The organism is Pseudomonas sp. PS02303 (assembly GCF_029959925.1).
GTDB classification, from domain to species: Bacteria; Pseudomonadota; Gammaproteobacteria; order Pseudomonadales; family Pseudomonadaceae; genus Aquipseudomonas; species Aquipseudomonas mandelii.
Genome location: NZ_JASCOM010000002.1, coordinates 109685 through 128764, shown reverse-complemented (window position 1 = coordinate 128764; position 19080 = coordinate 109685). Strand labels below are relative to the sequence as shown.

Genomic DNA, 19080 nt, shown 5'->3' with positions numbered 1-19080 from the left:
GGCAAGCCTCGCTCCTGCAGGGTTTGTGTCGAGCCACAAATTCAGCGATAACCACAAAACCTGTGGGAGCGAGGCTTGCCCGCGAAATCCGCGACGCGGTTCATCGATGTGGACGCGATTATGCCTACCGCGTATGCGCCGCCGCCAACAGCTCTTTGGTGTACGGATGCTGCGGCGAATCGAATACGTCGTGGCTGGCACCGCTTTCCACCACTTTGCCGTCCTTGATCACGATCATGTCGTGGGCGAGGGCACGTACCACCGCCAGATCATGACTGATGAACAGGTAGGTCAGGCCGTGTTTTTCCTGAAGTTGGCGGAGCAGGGCGACCACTTGTTTCTGCACGGTGCGATCCAGTGCCGAGGTCGGTTCATCGAGCAGAATCAGCGCCGGTTTCAGCACCAGCGCCCGGGCAATGGCGATGCGCTGACGCTGGCCACCGGAGAACTCGTGGGGATAGCGATCACGGCTTTGCGGGTCGAGGCCGACTTCTTCCAGTGCACGAATCACTTCGGCTTTGCATTCATCAGCGGTCAATTGGCTATGCACTTCAAGCCCTTCGCTGATGATCTGTGCCACAGACATGCGTGGACTGAGGCTGCCGAAGGGGTCCTGGAACACCACCTGCATCTTCTTGCGCCATGGCCGCAACTGCTTTTGCGTCAGACCGTCCAGTGCCTCGCCCTGAAAGCGAATGCTGCCTTCGGAATCGAGCAAACGCAGAATCGCCTGGCCCAGGGTTGATTTGCCCGAACCGGACTCGCCCACGATGCCCAGGGTCTTGCCACGCTGAATGTTGAGGCTGATGCCGTCCACCGCGTTCAGATACGTCTTGCGCTGGAACAAGCCGCCACCGAGGGCAAACTGCACGCGCAGGTTGTCCACTTCCAGAACGTTCTCGCGCTCGTCCCGGGGCAGGGCTTCGCCTTCCGGTTCGGCGTTCAGCAGCACGCAACTGTAGGGATGTTTCGGTTCGGTGAAGATCGTTTCGCAGGTGGCCTCTTCGACGATTTCCCCGGCCTTCATCACGCACACACGCTGAGCGATGCTGCGCACCAGATTGAGGTCGTGGCTGATCAACAGCAGCGACATGCCGAGACGCTGTTGCAGGGACTTGAGCAGAATCAGAATCTTGCGCTGCACTGTCACGTCCAGCGCCGTGGTGGGTTCGTCGGCGATCAGCAACTGCGGCTCGCACGCCAGGGCCATGGCGATCATCACCCGTTGCCGCTGGCCACCGGACAGCTGATGGGGATAGGCCTTGAGCCGCTCTTTGGGTTTCTGGATGCCGACCAGTTGCAGCAACTCCAGAATCCGCGCTTGCGCCGCGCTGCCCGTCAGTCCCTTGTGCACCAGCAGGGTTTCGCCGATCTGCTTTTCGATGCTGTGCAACGGGTTGAGCGAGGTCATCGGTTCCTGGAAGATCATCGCGATCCGGTTGCCGCGAAGTTCACGCAACACCTGGGGCGGGGCACCGAGCAACTCCTTGCCGCGATAGCGAATGCTGCCCGTGGTCCGGGTGCCGGTCTCGGGCAGCAGTTGCAAGATCGAGTGGGCGGTCACCGATTTGCCGGAGCCCGATTCGCCGACCAATGCCAGGCATTCGCCGGGATGGATGTCCAGGCACAGATTGCGCACCACCGTCTGGCCATTGAAGGCCACGCTGAGGTCACGGATTTCGATCAGGTTGGTACTCATATCTACAGTCCGCGTCAGGATCGGGGATCAAAGGCATCGCGCAACGCCTCGCCGATAAACACCAATAAGGAAAGAATCAGCGCCAGGGTGAAAAACGCCGTCAGCCCCAGCCACGGCGCTTGCAGGTTCTGCTTGCCTTGCCCGATCAGCTCGCCCAGCGATGCGCTGCCGGCCGGCATGCCGAAGCCGAGAAAATCCAGGGCCGTGAGGGTGGAGATGGCGCCGGTGAGAATGAACGGCAGGTAGCTCAAGGTCGCGTTCATGGCGTTGGGCAGGATATGCCGGACAATCACTTTTCGATCCGTGAGGCCCAGCGCCCGGGCGGCTTTGACGTATTCCAGATTGCGCCCGCGCAGGAACTCGGCGCGCACCACGTCGACCAGCGCCAGCCAGGAAAACAGCGCCATGATCCCCAGCAGCCACCAGAAATTCGGTTCGACGAACCCAGACAGAATGATCAGCAAGTACAGCACCGGCAGACCGGACCAGACCTCCAGCAAGCGTTGACCCAGCAGGTCGACCCAGCCGCCGTAATAGCCTTGTAAAGCGCCGGCGGCGATGCCGATCAAGGCACTGACGAAGGTCAGCATCAACGCAAACAGGATCGACACCCGTGCGCCGAAAATCACCCGGGCCATGACGTCCCGGGACTGGTCGTCGGTGCCCAGCCAGTTGACGCTGGAGGGCGGGCTCGGCGCCGGTGTATTGAGTTCATAGTTGGGCGTGTCATCGCTGAACGGGATCGGCGGGAACAGCATCCAGCCGCCGTCCTTGTGAATCAGCTTTTGCACGTAGTCGCTGCGATAGTCAGCCTGGAACGGCAGTTGCCCGCCGAACTCCTGCTCGGTGTGGCGCTTGAATACCGGGAAGTACCACTGGCCCTGATAACTGACCACCAGCGGTTTGTCGTTGGCGATCAACTCACCGCCCAAGGTCAGCAGAAACAGGCCAATGAACAGCCACAGTGACCACCAGCCCCGACGGTTTTTCTTGAAGCGTTCAAAGCGGCGACGGCCTAACGGCGAGAGCTTGAACATCAGGCGTTCCTCGCGGCGAAGTCGATACGCGGGTCGACCAGGGTGTAGCAGAGGTCGCCGATCAGTTTTATCAAAAGCCCGAACAGCGTGAAGATAAACAGCGAGCCGAACACCACCGGATAGTCCCGCGACACGGCAGCCTCATAGCTCATGCGCCCCAGGCCATCGAGGGAGAAAATCACTTCGATCAGCAGCGACCCGGCGAAGAACACGCTGATGAACGCCTGGGGAATCCCCGACACCACCAGCAACATCGCATTGCGGAACACATGGCCGTACAGCACGCGTCGTTCGCTCAAGCCTTTGGCCCGTGCGGTGACCACGTACTGGCGCGTGATTTCATTGAGGAACGAGTTCTTGGTGAGGATCGTCAGCGTGGCGAAACCGCCGATCACCAACGCCGTCACCGGCAGCACCAGGTGCCAGAAATAGTCAGCGATCTTGCCCACGGTCGACAGCGATTCGAAGTTGTCCGACACCAGTCCGCGCACCGGGAACCAGTTCAGCGAGGTGCCACCGGCGAAGACCACGATCAGGAACATCGCGAACAGGAACGCCGGCATCGCGTAACCGATGATGATTGCCGTGCTGCTCCAGATGTCGAAATGGCTGCCATGATGCACGGCCTTGCGGATGCCCAGCGGGATCGACACCAGGTACGTGATCAGCGTCGCCCATAGCCCGAGGGAAATGGTCACCGGCATTTTTTCCAGGATCAGGTCGGTGACGGTGGCGCCGCGGAAGAAGCTCTTGCCAAAGTCCAGGCGCGCGTAGCTGGTGAGCATCAGCCACAGGCGTTCGTGTGCGGGTTTGTCGAAGCCGTACTGCTTTTCGATGTCCTTGATCAATTGCGGGTCGAGACCGCGACTGGCCCGGGAGGTGCCGGACATGGTCTCCCCGGAGCCGCCGCCGACACTGGCGCCACCGATGCCTTGCAAGTGCGCGATGGCCTGCTCCACCGGACCGCCCGGTGCAGCCTGGACGATGACGAAGTTGACCAGAAGAATGATCACCAGCGTCGGGATGATCAGCAGCAGACGCCGCAGTATGTAAGCCCACATCAATGCGGCCCTCCGGGTGTGCCACGGCGGATTTTTTCCGCCGTCATCTGCTGGTTGGTCAGCGGCGTGGTGCTCACTTCCCACCAGCTTTCGATGGCTTCGTCATTACTGGCCTGCTCGTTGGGCATGCCGAACCGGTTCCACCACACCGTTGAAGTGCCCGGCGGGTAATAGTTGGGAATCCAGTAGTAGTTCCATTGCAGCACCCGGTCCAGTGCGTGGGCGTAACGCAGCATTTCGGGCTGGGTGTTGGCGCGGACCAGGCCGTTGATCAGGGTGTCGACCGCCGGGTTCTTCAGCACCATGTAGTTGTTGGCGCCGGGGTCGTTGGCCGAGACCGAGCCGAAGTAGTTGAACAGCTCGCCACCCGGTGAAGTGGTGACCGGGTAGCCGGTGACGATCATGTCGTAATCGCGGCTCATCAGGCGATTCACATACTGGGACGCGTCGATGCGGCGGATGTTCAGGTCGATGCCGATCTGTTTCAAGGTGCGCTTGTATGGCAGGAGCAATCGGTCCATGCCGTTTTGGCTGACCAGAAAAGTGAAACTCAGCGGCGTGCCCTCGGCGTTGACCAGTTGGTCGCCGTCGGGTTTCCAGCCGGCCTGCTCGAGCAAGTCCAGCGCTTGCAATTGTTTGTCGCGAATCAGACCGCTGCCATCGGTTTTCGGCGCTTCGAAGACCTGGGTGAAGACTTCGTCGGGAATCTGCCCACGCAGCGGTTCGAGAATGGCCAGCTCTCCGGCGTCCGGCAGTTTGCGGGCGGCGAGGTCGGTGTTGGAAAAGAAGCTTTGCTGGCGGATGTACAGGTCGCGCATCATCTGCCGATTGCTCCACTCGAAATCCCAGAGCATGGCCAGGGCCTGGCGCACTCGGCGGTCCTGGAATATCGGTTTTTGCAGGTTGAAGACAAAACCCTGGGCCGATTGCGGAGCTTCTGTGGCCAGATGTGCTTTTTGCAGGCGACCGTCGCTCAGGGCCGGGCTTTCGTAGCCGATGGAGTAACCGGTCGCGGAGAATTCGCGGTTGTAGTCATAGGCGCCGCCACGCAGGACCTGGCGGGCGACGTCGGTATCGCCGAAGTACTCGATGCTGAAATGATCGAAGTTGTAGAGGCCGCGGCTGACCGGCAAATCCTTGCCCCACCAGGTGGCATTGCGCTCGAAGGTAATGCTGCGGCCGGAGTCGACCTTGCCCACCTTATAAGGGCCGCTGCCCAATGGCGCCTCATAACCACCGCCATTGGCGAAGTCACGGGTCTTCCACCAGTGTTCGGGAAATACCGGCAACGTGGCGATGTCGAGGGGCAGGGTACGGTTTTCGTTGCTTTTGAAGTCGAACCGGACCGTTAGCGGCGCTTCGACTTCGACGCCTTTGACGTCGGCGAACTGGGTGCGATAGCGCAGGCTGCCCTGGGTCATCAGCAGGTCGAAGGTGTAGCGCACGTCCTGGGCGGTGATCGGTGTGCCGTCGGCGAAACGCGCCTTCGGATTCAAATAGAAGCGCAGCGACATACCGTCGTCGGAGCGCTCCATTTTCTGTGCCACCAGACCGTACACGGTATAGGGTTCGTCCAGCGAACGCTGGGCCAGGGGCGAGTAGAGCAAGCCGTCGATCTGCGTGACGCCAATGCCTTTGTCGATGTACGGCAATATATGGTCGAAATGCCCGATCTCGATGGCCGAGCGACGCATCGTGCCGCCCTTGGGGGCTTGCGGGTTGGCGTAGGCGAAATGACTGAAGCCGGCGGGGTACTTCGCCGGTTCGCCGTACACGGTCAACGCATGTTGCGGTGCAGCATTCACACCGACGGCACTCAACAGCAGGGCCATGGCAGTGAACAACAAAGTGGGGAAAGCCAGTCGCATTGTCAGCCTTAGAGCCGGGTGGTCGATAACCGCAATTTGTACGCTAGCGGCGCGTCCCTCGCCAGCCGTATTACGTATCCGAAACACAACGGCCCGCCAAAAGGCGGGCCGCTGTGCAGAATATCAGAGTGCTGATCAGTCCTGACGGCTGGTCACTTCCAGCAGGTGGTAACCGAACTGGGTCTTGACCGGGCCTTGCACCACGTTGATAGGTGCGCTGAAGACGACGGTGTCGAACTCCTTGACCATCTGTCCTGGACCGAACGAGCCGAGGTCGCCGCCCTGGCGGCTGGATGGGCAAGTGGAGTTGGCTTTGGCAACTTCGGCGAAATCAGCGCCGCCTTCGATCTGGGCCTTGAGTTCGTTGCACTTGTCTTCCGAGCTAACCAGGATGTGACGGGCAGTGGCTTTAGCCATGGAAAATTCTCCTTTCAATGTTCAGTAAAGTGCGGAGCCTACCGGATTCAGTGGCCTATTTCTCGACAAAGTTCCGGACAGATTATAGGCCGGCATTTCTCAGGCGCTCGGCATGCTGCACATACAAGGCAATCGGATCGATGCCCTTGCGCAGCGGGCCGGCGGTTTGACAGAGGCTGTCGAGATGATCCAGCGGATAGTCGGAACGGATGACTTTGCCTAAATGGGAGCTGTAGCGGCCCACCATGCCGTCATTTTGCTCTGCCTCGGTGGTGAAGTAGCGAGAGAAGGCCTGGAGGAAACCGTGCAGCGGACTGACCGCCCCCAGCCCTTTATCGAGAAGGTCACCCTGCAATGTGCCGCTCCAGGAGTAATAACGCACGCCGTTCACCAGTTCGCGCCCCTTGCCGCCCCAGGTTTTCGGCAGTCCTTGCGGGTATTTGTCGTTGAACGCGCCCACACCTTCGGTGGTCAAGGCGTTGAGCGCGGCGATGGCGTTCTGCGGCAAACGCTGATGACCGCTGAGCAACGACAGAAAATCAGCAAACAGCGTGGCAACCGTGGCCGCGACGTGTTCCGGCAGGCGTCCCGGTGTGAGGGCCTTGCGCAGGAAATCGGCCAGTTCCGAGCCGTGGTTCGGGCCGCTGACCGAAGTCACCGACGCGACGATCTCCGGCGCGATGGCGGCGGCGTAACGTGCTGCGAGGGCACCCTGACTGTGACCGATCAGGTTGACCTGGTGGGCGCCGGTTCCTTCCAGCACCCGTTCGATCTGTGCCAACAGTTGGTCACCGCGCACTTCGTTGCTTTGGGTAGCCGAGAGGTGGGGGATGAACACTCTTGCACCGGCACTTCTGAGGGCCTGCTTGACGTCATGGAAGAGTTCGACTTTGCCAATGCGATCAAACCCGAAGAGGCCGTGGATCAACAGGATTGGATACTGAGTAGTTGCATTCCGTAGCATGTTCATTCCTTTTTCGCGATGGTTCAGAGAGGTGAATATGGGCTCACTCTAAAGCACACCAGCGGCTCGGCGATGTATGAGGAATCCGCTGTAAGTTGATGAAAAAGGTATAGAAAACGTAGGAAAGTTCGAAAGAGCCTGAGGTCCCGTTCGGAATATTTGGACATCTTTTTGTCGTTCGCCGAGCGCATCAATGCAACGGCCTACTGTGTCAACGCCGTTTACCTGTCAACCGATTCGCTTTTCAGACGCCCAGCCCTCGAATCGAGGGCTGGAGGGTCGGCGGTGGTTATGCCGGTCGCTGAACGCAGTTCTGTGCACGCAGCCGGTCGACGGCCTGTCGCAACAGGTGTTCCGTTCCGGTCCAGCCGAGGCAGCCATCAGTCACCGATACGCCGTAGCGCAGCGATGGGCTCAAGGGCTGGCAGCCTTCGAACAAATGGCTCTCGATCATCATGCCGATCAGCGATCGATCGCCTTGCAGGCGTTGCTCAAGCACATCGTTGAATACGGCGGGCTGACGAGCCGGGTCTTTGCCGCTGTTGGCGTGGCTGCAGTCGACCATGATCCGTGCGGGGATCTTGAGTCGGGTCAAGTCGCTGTTCACTTGGGCGACGCTGTCGCGATCGTAGTTCGGCCCGCGATGACCGCCGCGCAACACCAGATGGGTGTCGGGATTGCCCGGGGTTTGAATGATCGCAGGATGCCCCTGGCTGTCGACACCGAAATGACGATGCGGGTGGGCGGCCGAACGCATGGCATCGCTGGCAACGGCCACGCCGCCATCGGTGCCGTTCTTGAATCCGACGGGCATGCTCAGGCCGCTGGCCATTTCCCGGTGGATTTGCGACTCGGTGGTGCGGGCACCGATGGCGACCCAGCTCAGCAGATCGTCGAAGTAACCGGCCGCCATCGGTTGCAACAGTTCGGTGGCAATTGGCAAGCCGAGGTGCAGCATCTCGCGCATCAGTTCACGGGACAGGGTCAAGCCGCCGGCCATGTCATCGCTGCCGTCAAGCTGCGGGTCGTAGGCCAGGCCTTTCCAGCCGACCGTGGTGCGGGGCTTTTCGACGTAGGCGCGCATCACCAGCAACAGCTGGTCGCTGACTTCGGCGGCGAGGCGAGCGAGGTTGGTGGCGTATTCGAGGGCGGACTGGGGATCGTGAATCGAGCAAGGGCCGACGATGACCAGCAGACGGGAATCTTCACCGTTGAGGATCGCGCGGACCGCGTCGCGGTGGGCGGCGACTTGCCGGGTCAGGGCGTTGTTGAGGGGCAGTTGCTGCTTGAGTTGCAACGAGCTGGGCAGACGCAGGGTCAGCGCTTCATTGGCGGGACTCAAGGTGGACAGCGGCAGAGCAGAGACGGACGAGTTCATATTCAGGCTTCCTGGGCTGGCGGCGGGTTCGTTCCCGCGCGCTCGGCCCTACTGGGGTGTTCGACAATTGGCCGGATTGGCTGCGTGTGTGTGCTTGCCACCTGTGGGTGACCGATCGGAGGCGGCAGGCTGTCCCGAGCGGAGGCTGCTAAATCGCCAGGCGGAAAAACTGTCGTAACGGTAATAAGTGGCGTAGTTCATTTCGTAAATCCTCTGGTTGTCTGGTGTGTCGCAAAAAAATCAGGAGCTGAAAAAACAAAACCCCCGGTCGGGAAGCCGACCGGGGGTTGAGAATTCTCTGGTGGCGACCCGTTTAAAGTGGGCGCCGTGTGGGTATCAGGCGCGCCAGTGGCTAAACCAATACCCAAAATAAAAGCTGACCGGAGCACAAACGTCAGTCGCCCGGGCAGCCGTAACCGAGCGCGAGGCGCTGGCGGTACGATGCTGTAAGAGGGCGTTGAACATGGTCTGTCTCCGATGAATGCCCCGAGCTTACTAGAGGCCGGTGCGCGGTTTCAATCAGAAAATGCTATCGATGACCGATCACCTTTTCTATCGCTTGAGTGGTCGAGGTTTGTGACACACTTTGGGCGTCGCTCACGAGTGATGTCATAAGGGCGAACCATGACGACTCAGATCGTTGGCACCTGCGGAGGTTTTAATGGCTTTTGACTGGCGCCCGGCAACATCCGGCGACCTTGATTTCGCTCGCGAACTGACCTGTCGCAACATGCTCCGCTATTACATTCAAAATGACCTGCTCTGGCAGGACGAGGCGTTCGATGTCGCCTGGGCCGGGCGCGAGAACTGGTTGATTGTCCGGGACGATGTCTTGCTGGGTTATGTGAGCCTCAGTCGCGACTCCAGGGCTTTGTATATCCGCGAATTGCACGTGCTGGAAGCGTTTCAGGGGCAGGGTGCCGGTTCCTGGGCGATCGATCAGGTATTGGCCATGGCGTGCAAGGAACGGCGTCCAGCATTACGCCTGACAGTTTTTGAAACGAATCCGGCCAAAGCGCTGTACGAGAGAAAAGGACTGAAGGTAGCCGGCCAAGACGAGTGTTTCCTGAGAATGCAGCGTGATGTCGATGAGCTGTATCGCTGAAACACGCTAGCGACAAGCCTTTCAAGATGTATTGAAACTTTTTATATAGCGCTTGCCGCTAGGTCTGCCAGTCGCTTTTTGCTAAGGTGTCCGGCAACCCAATAAGACCATATCGCGAGGTGTCTGCTTGATTAGGGTGCTAGTAGTCGATGACCATGATCTCGTTCGTACAGGCATTACACGAATGCTGGCTGACATCGATGGCCTGCAAGTAGTCGGCCAGGCTGAGTCGGGGGAGGAATCCCTGCTTAAAGCGCGTGAGTTGAAACCCGATGTGGTGCTGATGGACGTCAAGATGCCCGGGATCGGCGGTCTTGAAGCCACGCGCAAGTTATTGCGCAGTCATCCGGACATCAAAGTCGTCGCGGTCACCGTGTGCGAGGAAGATCCGTTTCCTACGCGGCTGCTGCAGGCGGGTGCCGCCGGTTATCTGACCAAGGGCGCCGGGTTGCCGGAAATGGTCCAGGCCATTCGCCTGGTGTTTGCCGGGCAACGCTACATCAGCCCGCAGATTGCACAGCAACTGGCGATCAAATCCTTTCAGCCGACCAACGATTCGCCCTTCGACGCGCTGTCGGAACGCGAGATCCAGATCGCATTGATGATTGTCGGCTGTCAGAAAGTCCAGATCATTTCCGACAAGCTCTGCCTGTCGCCCAAAACGGTCAACACTTACCGTTACCGCATTTTCGAGAAGCTCTCGATAAGCAGTGATGTCGAGCTGACGCTGTTGGCGGTGCGTCACGGCATGGTCGATGCCAGCCTCTGAAAATGACCGAAGTCTTTGATCCAGGCGCTTTTCTGTCGACCGTCAGTGGGCGCCCCGGCGTCTACCGCATGTTCGACAGCGATGCTCGCCTTCTGTATGTCGGCAAAGCCAAGAACCTGAAAAATCGCCTGTCGAGCTACTTCCGCAAATCCGGCCTCGCACCCAAGACGGCGGCGCTGGTCGCTCGTATCGCCCAGGTCGAAACCACCATCACGGCCAACGAAACGGAAGCCTTGCTGCTTGAGCAGACGCTGATCAAGGAGTGGCGTCCGCCGTATAACATCCTGCTGCGCGATGACAAATCCTACCCTTACGTCTTTCTTTCGGATGGCCAGTTTCCTCGTCTGAGCATTCATCGCGGTGCGAAAAAGGCCAAGGGCAAGTATTTCGGTCCGTATCCCAGCGCGGGAGCGATTCGCGAAAGCTTGAGCTTGCTGCAAAAAACGTTTTTTGTTCGCCAGTGCGAAGACAGCTATTACAAGAACCGCACGCGCCCTTGTCTGCAATACCAGATCAAGCGCTGCAAGGCCCCGTGTGTCGGGCTGGTAGAGCCCGAAGTGTATGCCGAGGACGTTCGCCACTCAGTGATGTTCCTTGAAGGCCGCAGCAATGCGCTGACCGACGAGTTATCCGCGGGCATGGAAGAGGCGGCGATCAACCTCGAGTTCGAGCGCGCCGCCGAGTTGCGTGACCAGATTTCGCTGCTGCGTCGAGTCCAGGATCAGCAAAGCATGGAAGGCGGAACCGGCGATATCGATGTGATCGCTGCGTTCGTCAATCCGGGTGGTGCCTGTGTTCACCTGATCAGCGTGCGCGGTGGGCGGGTGTTGGGCAGCAAGAACTTCTTCCCTCAGGTCGGCATCGACGAGGACGTTTCCGAGGTCATGGCTGCCTTTCTCGGCCAGTACTTCATTACCAGTCCTGAGCGCGACCTGCCGAGCGAACTGATCGTCAACGTGGTTCACGAAGACTTTCCGACCCTCATTGTGGCCATCGAAGAGCTGCGCGGTCGCGAGTTGACCATCAGCCATCGGGTACGGGGTACGCGAGCACGCTGGCAACAATTGGCGGTCACCAATGCCGAGCAGGCGTTGGGCGCGAGGCTGGCCAACCGTCAACACGTCGCCGCGCGTTTCGATGCCCTGGCAGAAGTCTTGAACCTGGACGAGCCGCCACAGCGCCTGGAGTGCTACGACATCAGCCACTCCAGCGGCGAAGCCACCGTGGCGTCGTGCGTGGTGTTCGGTCCGGAAGGCCCGATCAAGTCCGACTATCGTCGTTACAACATCGAAGGCGTCACCCCGGGCGACGACTATGCGGCCATGCACCAGGCCCTGACGCGGCGCTTCAGCAAACTGAAGGACGGGGAGGGCAAGTTGCCGGACATTCTGCTGGTGGACGGCGGCAAGGGTCAGCTGTCGATGGCCCGCGACGTGCTCAATGAGCTGGCGGTGCCTGACCTGATTCTGCTGGGCGTGGCCAAGGGGGCGACGCGCAAGGCCGGTTTTGAAACCCTGTACCTCAACGACGCAGCTCACGAATTTACTTTGCGCGGTGATTCCCCCGCGCTGCATCTGATTCAACAGATACGCGATGAAGCCCACCGTTTCGCCATTACCGGGCACCGGGCCCGCCGTGGTAAAACCCGGCGCACCTCGACACTTGAGGGCGTTGCAGGCGTCGGACCGACACGCCGCCGAGATTTGTTAAAACATTTTGGTGGATTGCAGGAGCTGTCTCGTGCCAGCATCGAAGAGATCGCCAAAGCACCCGGGATCAGTAAAAAGCTCGCAGAGTTGATTTATGCAAATCTGCACAGCGAGTAGAATGCCACCTCACCTCGTAGCCAGTTGTGCCGATGAATATCCCTAATCTGATTACCGTTCTACGCGTCCTGCTCATCCCGATCTTCATTTTACTGTTCTACCTGCCGTACCAATGGAGCTACATGGCCTCCGCTTCGGTCTTCGCATTTGCCGCCGCCACAGACTGGCTGGACGGTTATCTGGCCCGTCGTCTGGAGCAAAGCACACCATTCGGGGCGTTCCTTGACCCCGTGGCTGACAAGCTGATGGTGGCCGTTGCGCTGGTGTTGCTGGTGCAAGAACACGGCAACCTGTGGCTCACGCTGCCGGCGGCCGTCATCATCGGTCGCGAAATTGTCGTCTCGGCACTTCGCGAGTGGATGGCCGAACTCGGTGCACGGGCTCACGTTGCCGTGTCGAACCTGGGCAAATGGAAAACCGCCGCGCAAATGCTGGCGCTGGTGATCCTGCTGGCCAATCCATCGGACTTTACCTTCTGGGTCTTGATCGGTTATGCCTTGCTGCTGGTATCTGCCGGCCTGACATTGTGGTCCATGGTCCAATACCTGCGGGCTGCCTGGCCGCATCTGAAGACCGACGTGGAAAAGAAATAAAACTTTTTTGAATCAAAGGGTTGACGGGGCTTCTGGATTCTATAGAATGCGCCACACCAAGACGCGGGAATAGCTCAGTTGGTAGAGCACGACCTTGCCAAGGTCGGGGTCGCGAGTTCGAGTCTCGTTTCCCGCTCCAGATGTTGTTTTGCAGAGCTCCATTGAGCTCTGCAAATCTAGAAAATAGAGGCTTCGGCCTCTTTTTTCGTTCCGGCGAATTCTACCGAAATCTACCTGCAGCCACGAATTTTAAGTACATCAATAAGTACATTGAAATCCGGGCTTTGCTGATAGCCGTTTCCAGATAGATGACGCATCGCCGGACCCGTACATCTCTCCTCAATCGAACGAGACGAGGAGATGTATTCATGCCTTTGACTGATACCGCCGTTCGTAACGCCAAACTCTACGGAAAAAACTATACCCTCAAGGATATGGGTGGGTTGTACTGTTTGTTACCGGATTGGTATGTGGATCTAGGTGTCGTTTCGGTGTACTTCTCGTCCCGAAAAGCTTTGCCGGCCAAAACACGAGTGTTCGTGGATTTTCTGCTGGAGCATTTTCAAGGATCGCTCAGCCAGCGTTTCCGTGCCGATTGAGCGCCCAACCTCGGTTGGGCGCCTTCTGACTCAGCCAGTGTGATGACTCTTTGCAAGGCCGTAGATGGATGTGTCGATGCCTTCGAAGCGCGCCTTTAACTGCAACGCCAGATACAGCGAATAATGCCGTGACTGGTGTAGGTTGCCACCGTGGAACCAGAGGTTTTCCTGCTGTGTGGGCTTCCACATGTTGCGCAATTCGCCCTCATAAGGACCAGGATCATTCGTGGTTCCAGACCCCAGTCCCCAGCAACGGCCGACCTTGTCAGCGACTTCCTGGGAAATCAGCTTCGCCGCCCACCCATTCATTGAGCCATAGCCCGTGGCGTAGACGATCAGATCTGCAGGTAGGCGGCTGCCATCGTTGAGGACGACGGCATCTGCTTCGATGCGTTCGACACCCAGGCCTGGCGCGCTTTTGAGCTTGATCGTGCCGTTAGCGATGAGTTCACAGGCGCCGACGTCGATGTAGTAACCAGAACCACGGCGGACGTACTTCATGAAAAGGCCAGATTCGTCATCACCGAAATCGAGCATGAAGCCGGCCTTGGTCAAGCCCTCGTAGAAGTCCTTGTCACGCTCCTTGATCGCCTCAAAGATGGGTTGATGGAAGCTTGGCATCACTTTGTAGGGGATCGAGGCGAACAGCATGTCGGCCTTGTCGGTGGTCAAACCCGACTCCAAGGCATCTTCGGAGTAGAGCCCGCCGAAGACGAGATCCATTAAGCTGTCAGAGCGCACGATGTGAGTACTGGAGCGTTGCACCATGGTCACCTCAGCACCGTTCTCCACAAGGTCGGCGCATATATCGTGAGCCGAATTGTTCGCACCGATTACTACCGCGCGCTTGCCGCGCCAGGCGTCCCCGCCGGGGTGGCGGCTGGAATGATGCTGCTGGCCATTGAAAGCCTCGGCACCCGGATAAGTGGGAACATTGGGTACGCCAGACATGCCAGTGGCGAGGATCAACTGGGTGGGCTGTAAAGTCACACGCTCGCCGTCGCGCTGAACTTCAACCTTCCAGGTGCCACTTTGCTCGTCAAAGTTGGCACTCACGCATTCGGTACGCGGCCAATAATTGAGCTCCATGACTTTGGTGTACATTTCCAGCCAGTCTCCAATCTGGTCTTTTGGGGTGAAGACTGGCCAGTGATCGGGGAAGGGCAGGTAAGGCATATGGTCGTACCAGACAGGGTCGTGCAGGCACAGCGACTTGTAGCGACCGCGCCACTGATCTCCAGGACGCTCGGCTTTGTCGACGATCAGAGTTGGCACGCCCATTCGCTTGAGCCGCGCAGCGAGCCCCAGCCCACCTTGGCCGCCACCAACGATCAGGCAGTAAGGTTGGGTGGTAATGCCTAGCGAAGCTTCTTCATCTTGGCGACGCTCTAACCAGTTGCGTTTGTCGGCGTGGGTGTGACCATGACTTGCACCCATTGGACGACGGCGGCCACTGGGTTCTTCAAAGCCTTTGAGCTCGCGCATGGCTGTCAACAGCGTCCAGCACACACCGTCTTTTAGGCGAACGTAGCCTTTACCTCGCGCCGCTTCGGTTTCCAGGCTGATCCAACCTTCGAGCACACCGTCATTCAGCGTCGCTTCACCTTCCAGTTTCCATCGCTCAGGACGAGTCTGGTCGAGGCGTGCTTCGAGCATGTCTCGGATGGCAGGCTTGCCTTCGAGGGTCACCAGGTTCCAGCTGAAAAGTAGCAGGTCACGCCAGTGACACTCTTCGGCAAACAGTTCCAGTACGCCGTCCACATCACGTTGGGCGAGACGCTCGCCGAGGTTTTCGACCCAAGCCGCGAGTTGAGCAGTTGGCGTGTGCAGAGGTGTTTCAACAGCGATGTTCATGGGACTTCTCCGATCTTGTTGTTTTTGTACAACTTGCCCCTGAGCAAGGCTCGGGCCACCTTCGCGAAAGCCCCATTGCAGAGCGGCTGCTGCGGTGTTGCTCAGGCTTGGATTCGCAGATCTGTCACGATTCTGAAAATGGTGGATGACAGAGTGTCACTCGGTGCAAAAAGCGCTGGTTGCGATCTTTTCATATAAGCTGCGAACAGACCCGTGTCCTAACCGTAACGGAGAACAAGAATAATGAAGCCGGCCTTGATCAACGCCCATGCACAACAAGTGCTGCAAGCCGTGCAGGGTACTCACGCCACCCATGGCCCTATTGCTGACTTGGCCATCACACGATCCTGGCGCCGGTGCCTGGATCAATATCAGCTCGATCCTGCCAGTCGCCGCGCACCTAACGTGGTTGAGCATCCACGCTTGCAGGATCACCGCGCGCCACTGGAACACATCATCGCTGTGGCTCACTGGCAGATGAGCAACTTGCACCAACAGCTCGGACGTGATGGCCACGTGGTGCTACTCACCGACGCTCGCGGTGTGGCGATCGACAGCGTGTTCAATGACTCCGAACGAGCCGAATTGCAGCGTTCCGGACTGTGGCTCGGTTCGGTATGGAGCGAGGATTGTGAGGGAACCAACGGTGTCGGCACCTGCCTGGTCGAGCGACAGCATGTCACTATCCGTCGTGATCAACATTTCCGTGGCAAGCATGCCGGCTTAACCTGTTCGGCCAGCCCGATATTTGATGCGAGCGGAGAGTTGCTCGCCGTTCTTAACCTCTCTTCTGTGCGAGAAGAACAAGGTCTTCAGCAGCACTTCAAAGCAATGGCATTGACCAACCTGACAGCCCATTTGATCGAGAGCTGTTATTTCCTGGGGCATGATCCGCAGCGATACTTGCTGCGCTTCCACCCGGAGTCCGGCTACGTCGGACTGTTGGGGGAGGGGTTGCTCAGTTTCGACGAGAGCGCTTGTATCTGTTCAGTCAATCATGCGGCGCTCGAGCTGCTGGGCCTCAGCCGTGAGCAGGTGGTTGGGCAATCTCTGACGATGCTGTTGGAGACACCTCTCGATCAGGTGATGAGTCAGGCCAGCTCGCAGCCAAGTGTCTGCTGGCCAATGCGGCTGCTGGACGGACGCCAGCTCTACGGACAGTTGCGAGAACCCTTACGCCGAGTGCCTTCCGGCACTCCTGCAATCCCCAAAATTGACGACGGGCAAGTGTGTCTCGAAGATCCGCGCTTGCAACGCGGCTTTGCTCGCGCATTGCGTGTTTTGGAGCGTGACGTACCCGTGTTTTTACAAGGTGAAACCGGTACAGGCAAAGAAGCTTTTTCTGCTGCGCTGCATCGCGCCAGCTCCAGGGTTAGCCAGCCGTTTGTAGCGATCAATTGCGCGGCCATTCCAGAAACGCTGATCGAGAGCGAGCTGTTCGGCTATCACGGCGGCAGCTTTACTGGCGCACGCAAGGACGGAATGATCGGTAAGCTGGAGCAAGCCCATGGCGGCATTCTATTTCTCGATGAGATCGCCGATATGCCCCTGGCGTTGCAGACTCGCCTGCTGCGGGTGCTGGAGGAACGTCAGGTGGTGCCCCTAGGCGGCGCGACGGCACGTCCTCTCGATATTCGCCTTATCAGTGCCAGCCACCAGGATCTGAACACCTGTGTGGTCGAAGGGCGTTTTCGCGAAGACTTGTTTTATCGCATTGCCGGTTTCTCCGTGCAGCTCCCACCGTTACGTGAGCGTTCAGACAAGGGTCGTTTGCTCGACCTTCTACTGCGCGAAGAGACAAAAGATGCAAGGATTCGGCTCGAGGCCGGAGTTAGAGAGCGTTTGCTGACGCATCCTTGGCCGGGTAATGTCCGGCAGCTGCGTACGTGTCTGCGCACACTGATAGCGTTGTCGATGGAGGGACGTGTCACTCTGGAGGACTTGGCGGAGTTGCTACCGGCCGTTCCAGCCGTGTTAGCCGAAAACCCACTTGGAGTGTCCGAACGGCAGACACTGCTAACGTTGATTGAGGCGGAACATTGGCACATCGCTCATGTCGCCGCCCGCCTGGGGATCAGCCGTAATACGCTCTACCGCAAACTGCGCCAGCATGGTATTTCGCGCCCCGGTTGAATGCCGAGCCGCTGTGTCTGACTGACGTCTTGAAGGATACCGGCCAAGTGATGTCGGTTTGAGTACATAAGCCCCAGACGTCTATTTTCCTGACTACCAGGGCAGTGCGGACTGCCGTAGGTTCTGGCAGCACTTGGCAGGGGCAAGTGAACGTGTAGTGAAGCGCAACAAGCAATCACAGGAGGTCTGGCTGGAGGCGGGCTACAACCCGGACCAAGCCTTAGCTTTCTTCACCTCACGTCGAGCTGCCATGAGCTCATCTACGAGACTCTGCCGCACATCCTCCTTAAGCGATGGATTAGAACATCGCCACAGCTGCCCTTTGACAACAAAGTAACGACCGTCAGGTGTTACTGGGTTCATTCCACACCTCCGATCTTCCAAAGGGCGCTCGTTCAATGAAGTCACAATGGATGACTACCTAAGTTCTCGGGCAGGACGGCGGTTACGTTGTTTAACCCCAAGCAGTATCCCTGGTATTAGCACTGTGCCCGTGGCGCTTTGGCGTCAGCCTTGATAGCTGATGTGCGATACGTCAGCAAAACGATACAGGTGACCACAATCGCCCCACCCAGAACCTGCCCCGCACTGAGCATCTGATCCAGCACAATCCAGCCCATCAGCAACGTCGCCAGCGGCTCGATGTTCATCACCGGCGCATTGCGTGGCATGTCCAGCCGAGGCACCAAAATAAACAGTACGATAAAACCCGTGCCGTACAGCACCACCAAGGTGGCAAGGGCCAACCATCCGGTTGACGTCGCGGGCAGATTTAGTCCGCCTGGAAGGGCGCCAGCCAACCCCGCAAGATTGACGCTGCCGAATACGATAAAAATGGTCAACAGACTGCGCACCGAACCACGTACCTGAGACAACTTGTGGTCAGTAATCCACAGCGCGCATGCGAATACGCTGGCGGCGCAGAACGCGAACACGACGCCCAGCAGCCATTCTTGGCTGACGTTGGTCGTGGTCGACACACGCCCGGGGACATCCAACACAAACACCAGCCCAACCAGAATCAAACCCATCAACGTAGCGGTGCGTGCAGTCGGTCTCGGGCCACCCACTACCCAGGTGAGCAACGCCAGCAAGATAGGAAACACGTTGGCCACCAGCAGCGCCAGCGCCACTGGGATCCGTGCTACAGCGGAGTACAGACACAGGCTCTGCACGGTAATCAGAAGGCCCAACAGCAACTGCCAGTGCCAGGTACCCGGCGGCGGACGCAGACTTTGTTTTTGCCACAACACCAGGATGGCGAGCACCAGCAAGGTCCCGCCAGAACGCATCAAAATCGCCAACAACACACCCGCGCCATCATCAAAAGCGACCCGTGCCGCCACATGGTTACCGGCGAACGCGCAGCCCATGCACAAAAGTATGATCACGGCGAGATGGCGGGGGAAGGGCGGCGGTATGGTTTGGGCATACGTAGGGCGGGGCATGGCAGGTCTCGAAGAGTGATAGGCCGACTCAGGTGGCGGGGGCATTTTTATGATGTTGTCGTACAACTGGGTTGGTTTGTATCGTATTCGAGTAGGCCGGGCAAGAGGGTTTCGAGCGTTGCAGGCTCTGGTATTGCGTTGGAGGGGTGATTTTTGCTTCTTTGGTTAATGATTGGAGATCGTATGACTAGGGTGCGCAGGCCTATTCCGACCATATTTTTGCTGGTTATGGCGATAAAAATGTTCGGCCAGACGAGAGCCTTTCAGGCCCTCTCCAATTGCCATACATCTTTAAACTAGCTATTCGCTTGAGGACTTGCTTGTCCGTT

At 58.6% G+C, this 19080-nt stretch carries 15 protein-coding genes and 1 tRNA gene; 7 read left to right on the top strand and 9 right to left on the bottom strand.

The window, feature by feature from the left end; genetic code table 11:
- Positions 1-124 precede the first annotated feature (124 nt).
- The 7 genes from QMX98_RS01430 to QMX98_RS01400 all read right to left on the bottom strand — a co-directional run bounded on the left by QMX98_RS01430 (position 125) and on the right by QMX98_RS01400 (position 8424).
- The gene (locus QMX98_RS01430; RefSeq protein ID WP_282410123.1) at positions 125-1699 is read right to left on the bottom strand and encodes an ABC transporter ATP-binding protein; all 1575 of its coding nucleotides are present in this window, start codon (positions 1697-1699) and stop codon (positions 125-127) included.
- Positions 1700-1713: 14 nt separating this feature from the next.
- Positions 1714-2736, bottom strand: coding sequence for an ABC transporter permease (locus QMX98_RS01425; protein WP_010460851.1), 1023 nt, complete (start codon positions 2734-2736; stop codon positions 1714-1716).
- Positions 2736-3797, bottom strand: a complete 1062-nt coding sequence (locus tag QMX98_RS01420) for a microcin C ABC transporter permease YejB (protein ID WP_010460849.1) — start codon at positions 3795-3797, stop codon at positions 2736-2738. Before QMX98_RS01420 ends, QMX98_RS01425 begins: the two co-directional genes overlap by 1 nt.
- A complete protein-coding gene (locus tag QMX98_RS01415; protein ID WP_077747706.1) occupies positions 3797-5665 on the bottom strand; it encodes an extracellular solute-binding protein in 1869 nt (622 codons plus the stop codon). The genes QMX98_RS01420 and QMX98_RS01415 overlap by 1 nt, the downstream gene beginning before the upstream one ends.
- A 135-nt stretch (positions 5666-5800) precedes the next feature.
- Positions 5801-6082, bottom strand: a complete 282-nt coding sequence (locus tag QMX98_RS01410; RefSeq protein WP_007912303.1) for a peptidylprolyl isomerase — start codon at positions 6080-6082, stop codon at positions 5801-5803.
- A gap of 82 nt (positions 6083-6164) precedes the next feature.
- Positions 6165-7046 (bottom strand): triacylglycerol lipase, encoded by an 882-nt coding sequence (locus QMX98_RS01405; protein WP_083376594.1) that lies wholly within the window; start codon positions 7044-7046, stop codon positions 6165-6167.
- Positions 7047-7335: 289 nt separating this feature from the next.
- Positions 7336-8424, bottom strand: a complete 1089-nt coding sequence (locus tag QMX98_RS01400; RefSeq protein ID WP_282410122.1) for a 3-deoxy-7-phosphoheptulonate synthase — start codon at positions 8422-8424, stop codon at positions 7336-7338.
- 661 nt (positions 8425-9085) lie between these two features.
- Between QMX98_RS01400 and QMX98_RS01395 the strand changes: the two genes are divergently transcribed.
- From QMX98_RS01395 to QMX98_RS01370, 6 genes are all read left to right on the top strand, one after another.
- Entirely contained in the window at positions 9086-9529 is a 444-nt protein-coding gene (locus QMX98_RS01395; protein WP_145310490.1) for a GNAT family N-acetyltransferase, read from the top strand.
- Between the two features lie 127 nt (positions 9530-9656).
- Complete coding sequence (uvrY, locus tag QMX98_RS01390; protein WP_008015884.1) at positions 9657-10298, top strand: UvrY/SirA/GacA family response regulator transcription factor; 642 nt, start codon at positions 9657-9659, stop codon at positions 10296-10298.
- A 2-nt stretch (positions 10299-10300) separates the two neighbouring features.
- On the top strand, positions 10301-12124 hold the full coding sequence (gene uvrC / locus QMX98_RS01385; RefSeq protein WP_077747709.1) for an excinuclease ABC subunit UvrC: 1824 nt from the start codon (positions 10301-10303) through the stop codon (positions 12122-12124).
- A 32-nt stretch (positions 12125-12156) separates the two neighbouring features.
- Entirely contained in the window at positions 12157-12717 is a 561-nt protein-coding gene (gene pgsA, locus QMX98_RS01380; RefSeq protein WP_010460829.1) for a CDP-diacylglycerol--glycerol-3-phosphate 3-phosphatidyltransferase, read from the top strand.
- A 63-nt stretch (positions 12718-12780) separates the two neighbouring features.
- Positions 12781-12856, top strand: a tRNA-Gly gene (locus tag QMX98_RS01375).
- Positions 12857-13085: 229 nt separating this feature from the next.
- Entirely contained in the window at positions 13086-13316 is a 231-nt protein-coding gene (locus QMX98_RS01370) for a hypothetical protein (protein WP_282410121.1), read from the top strand.
- A gap of 30 nt (positions 13317-13346) precedes the next feature.
- Here the strand turns inward: QMX98_RS01370 and QMX98_RS01365 are convergent, their stop codons facing one another.
- Positions 13347-15170, bottom strand: a complete 1824-nt coding sequence (locus QMX98_RS01365; protein WP_282410120.1) for an NAD(P)/FAD-dependent oxidoreductase — start codon at positions 15168-15170, stop codon at positions 13347-13349.
- Positions 15171-15413: 243 nt separating this feature from the next.
- Between QMX98_RS01365 and QMX98_RS01360 the strand changes: the two genes are divergently transcribed.
- Positions 15414-17303, top strand: a complete 1890-nt coding sequence (locus tag QMX98_RS01360) for a sigma-54-dependent Fis family transcriptional regulator (protein ID WP_154504901.1) — start codon at positions 15414-15416, stop codon at positions 17301-17303.
- Between the two features lie 479 nt (positions 17304-17782).
- Here the strand turns inward: QMX98_RS01360 and QMX98_RS01355 are convergent, their stop codons facing one another.
- Positions 17783-18751, bottom strand: a complete 969-nt coding sequence (locus tag QMX98_RS01355) for a DMT family transporter (protein ID WP_282410119.1) — start codon at positions 18749-18751, stop codon at positions 17783-17785.
- Between the last annotated feature and the right edge of the window lie 329 nt (positions 18752-19080).

Excerpts from the sequence above, each read along its gene's own strand:
- QMX98_RS01355 (WP_282410119.1), bottom strand. The coding sequence starts at position 18,751 with ATGCCCCGCCCTACGTATGCCCAAACCATACCGCCGCCCTTCCCCCGC.
- pgsA (WP_010460829.1), top strand. The coding sequence starts at position 12,157 with ATGAATATCCCTAATCTGATTACCGTTCTACGCGTCCTGCTCATCCCG.
- QMX98_RS01425 (WP_010460851.1), bottom strand. The coding sequence starts at position 2,736 with ATGTTCAAGCTCTCGCCGTTAGGCCGTCGCCGCTTTGAACGCTTCAAG.
- QMX98_RS01410 (WP_007912303.1), bottom strand. The coding sequence starts at position 6,082 with ATGGCTAAAGCCACTGCCCGTCACATCCTGGTTAGCTCGGAAGACAAG.
- QMX98_RS01365 (WP_282410120.1), bottom strand. The coding sequence starts at position 15,170 with ATGAACATCGCTGTTGAAACACCTCTGCACACGCCAACTGCTCAACTC.
- uvrC (WP_077747709.1), top strand. The coding sequence starts at position 10,301 with ATGACCGAAGTCTTTGATCCAGGCGCTTTTCTGTCGACCGTCAGTGGG.
- QMX98_RS01395 (WP_145310490.1), top strand. The coding sequence starts at position 9,086 with ATGGCTTTTGACTGGCGCCCGGCAACATCCGGCGACCTTGATTTCGCT.
- QMX98_RS01420 (WP_010460849.1), bottom strand. The coding sequence starts at position 3,797 with ATGTGGGCTTACATACTGCGGCGTCTGCTGCTGATCATCCCGACGCTG.
- QMX98_RS01370 (WP_282410121.1), top strand. The coding sequence starts at position 13,086 with ATGCCTTTGACTGATACCGCCGTTCGTAACGCCAAACTCTACGGAAAA.
- QMX98_RS01400 (WP_282410122.1), bottom strand. The coding sequence starts at position 8,424 with ATGAACTCGTCCGTCTCTGCTCTGCCGCTGTCCACCTTGAGTCCCGCC.
- QMX98_RS01430 (WP_282410123.1), bottom strand. The coding sequence starts at position 1,699 with ATGAGTACCAACCTGATCGAAATCCGTGACCTCAGCGTGGCCTTCAAT.
- QMX98_RS01415 (WP_077747706.1), bottom strand. The coding sequence starts at position 5,665 with ATGCGACTGGCTTTCCCCACTTTGTTGTTCACTGCCATGGCCCTGCTG.
- QMX98_RS01360 (WP_154504901.1), top strand. The coding sequence starts at position 15,414 with ATGAAGCCGGCCTTGATCAACGCCCATGCACAACAAGTGCTGCAAGCC.
- QMX98_RS01405 (WP_083376594.1), bottom strand. The coding sequence starts at position 7,046 with ATGCTACGGAATGCAACTACTCAGTATCCAATCCTGTTGATCCACGGC.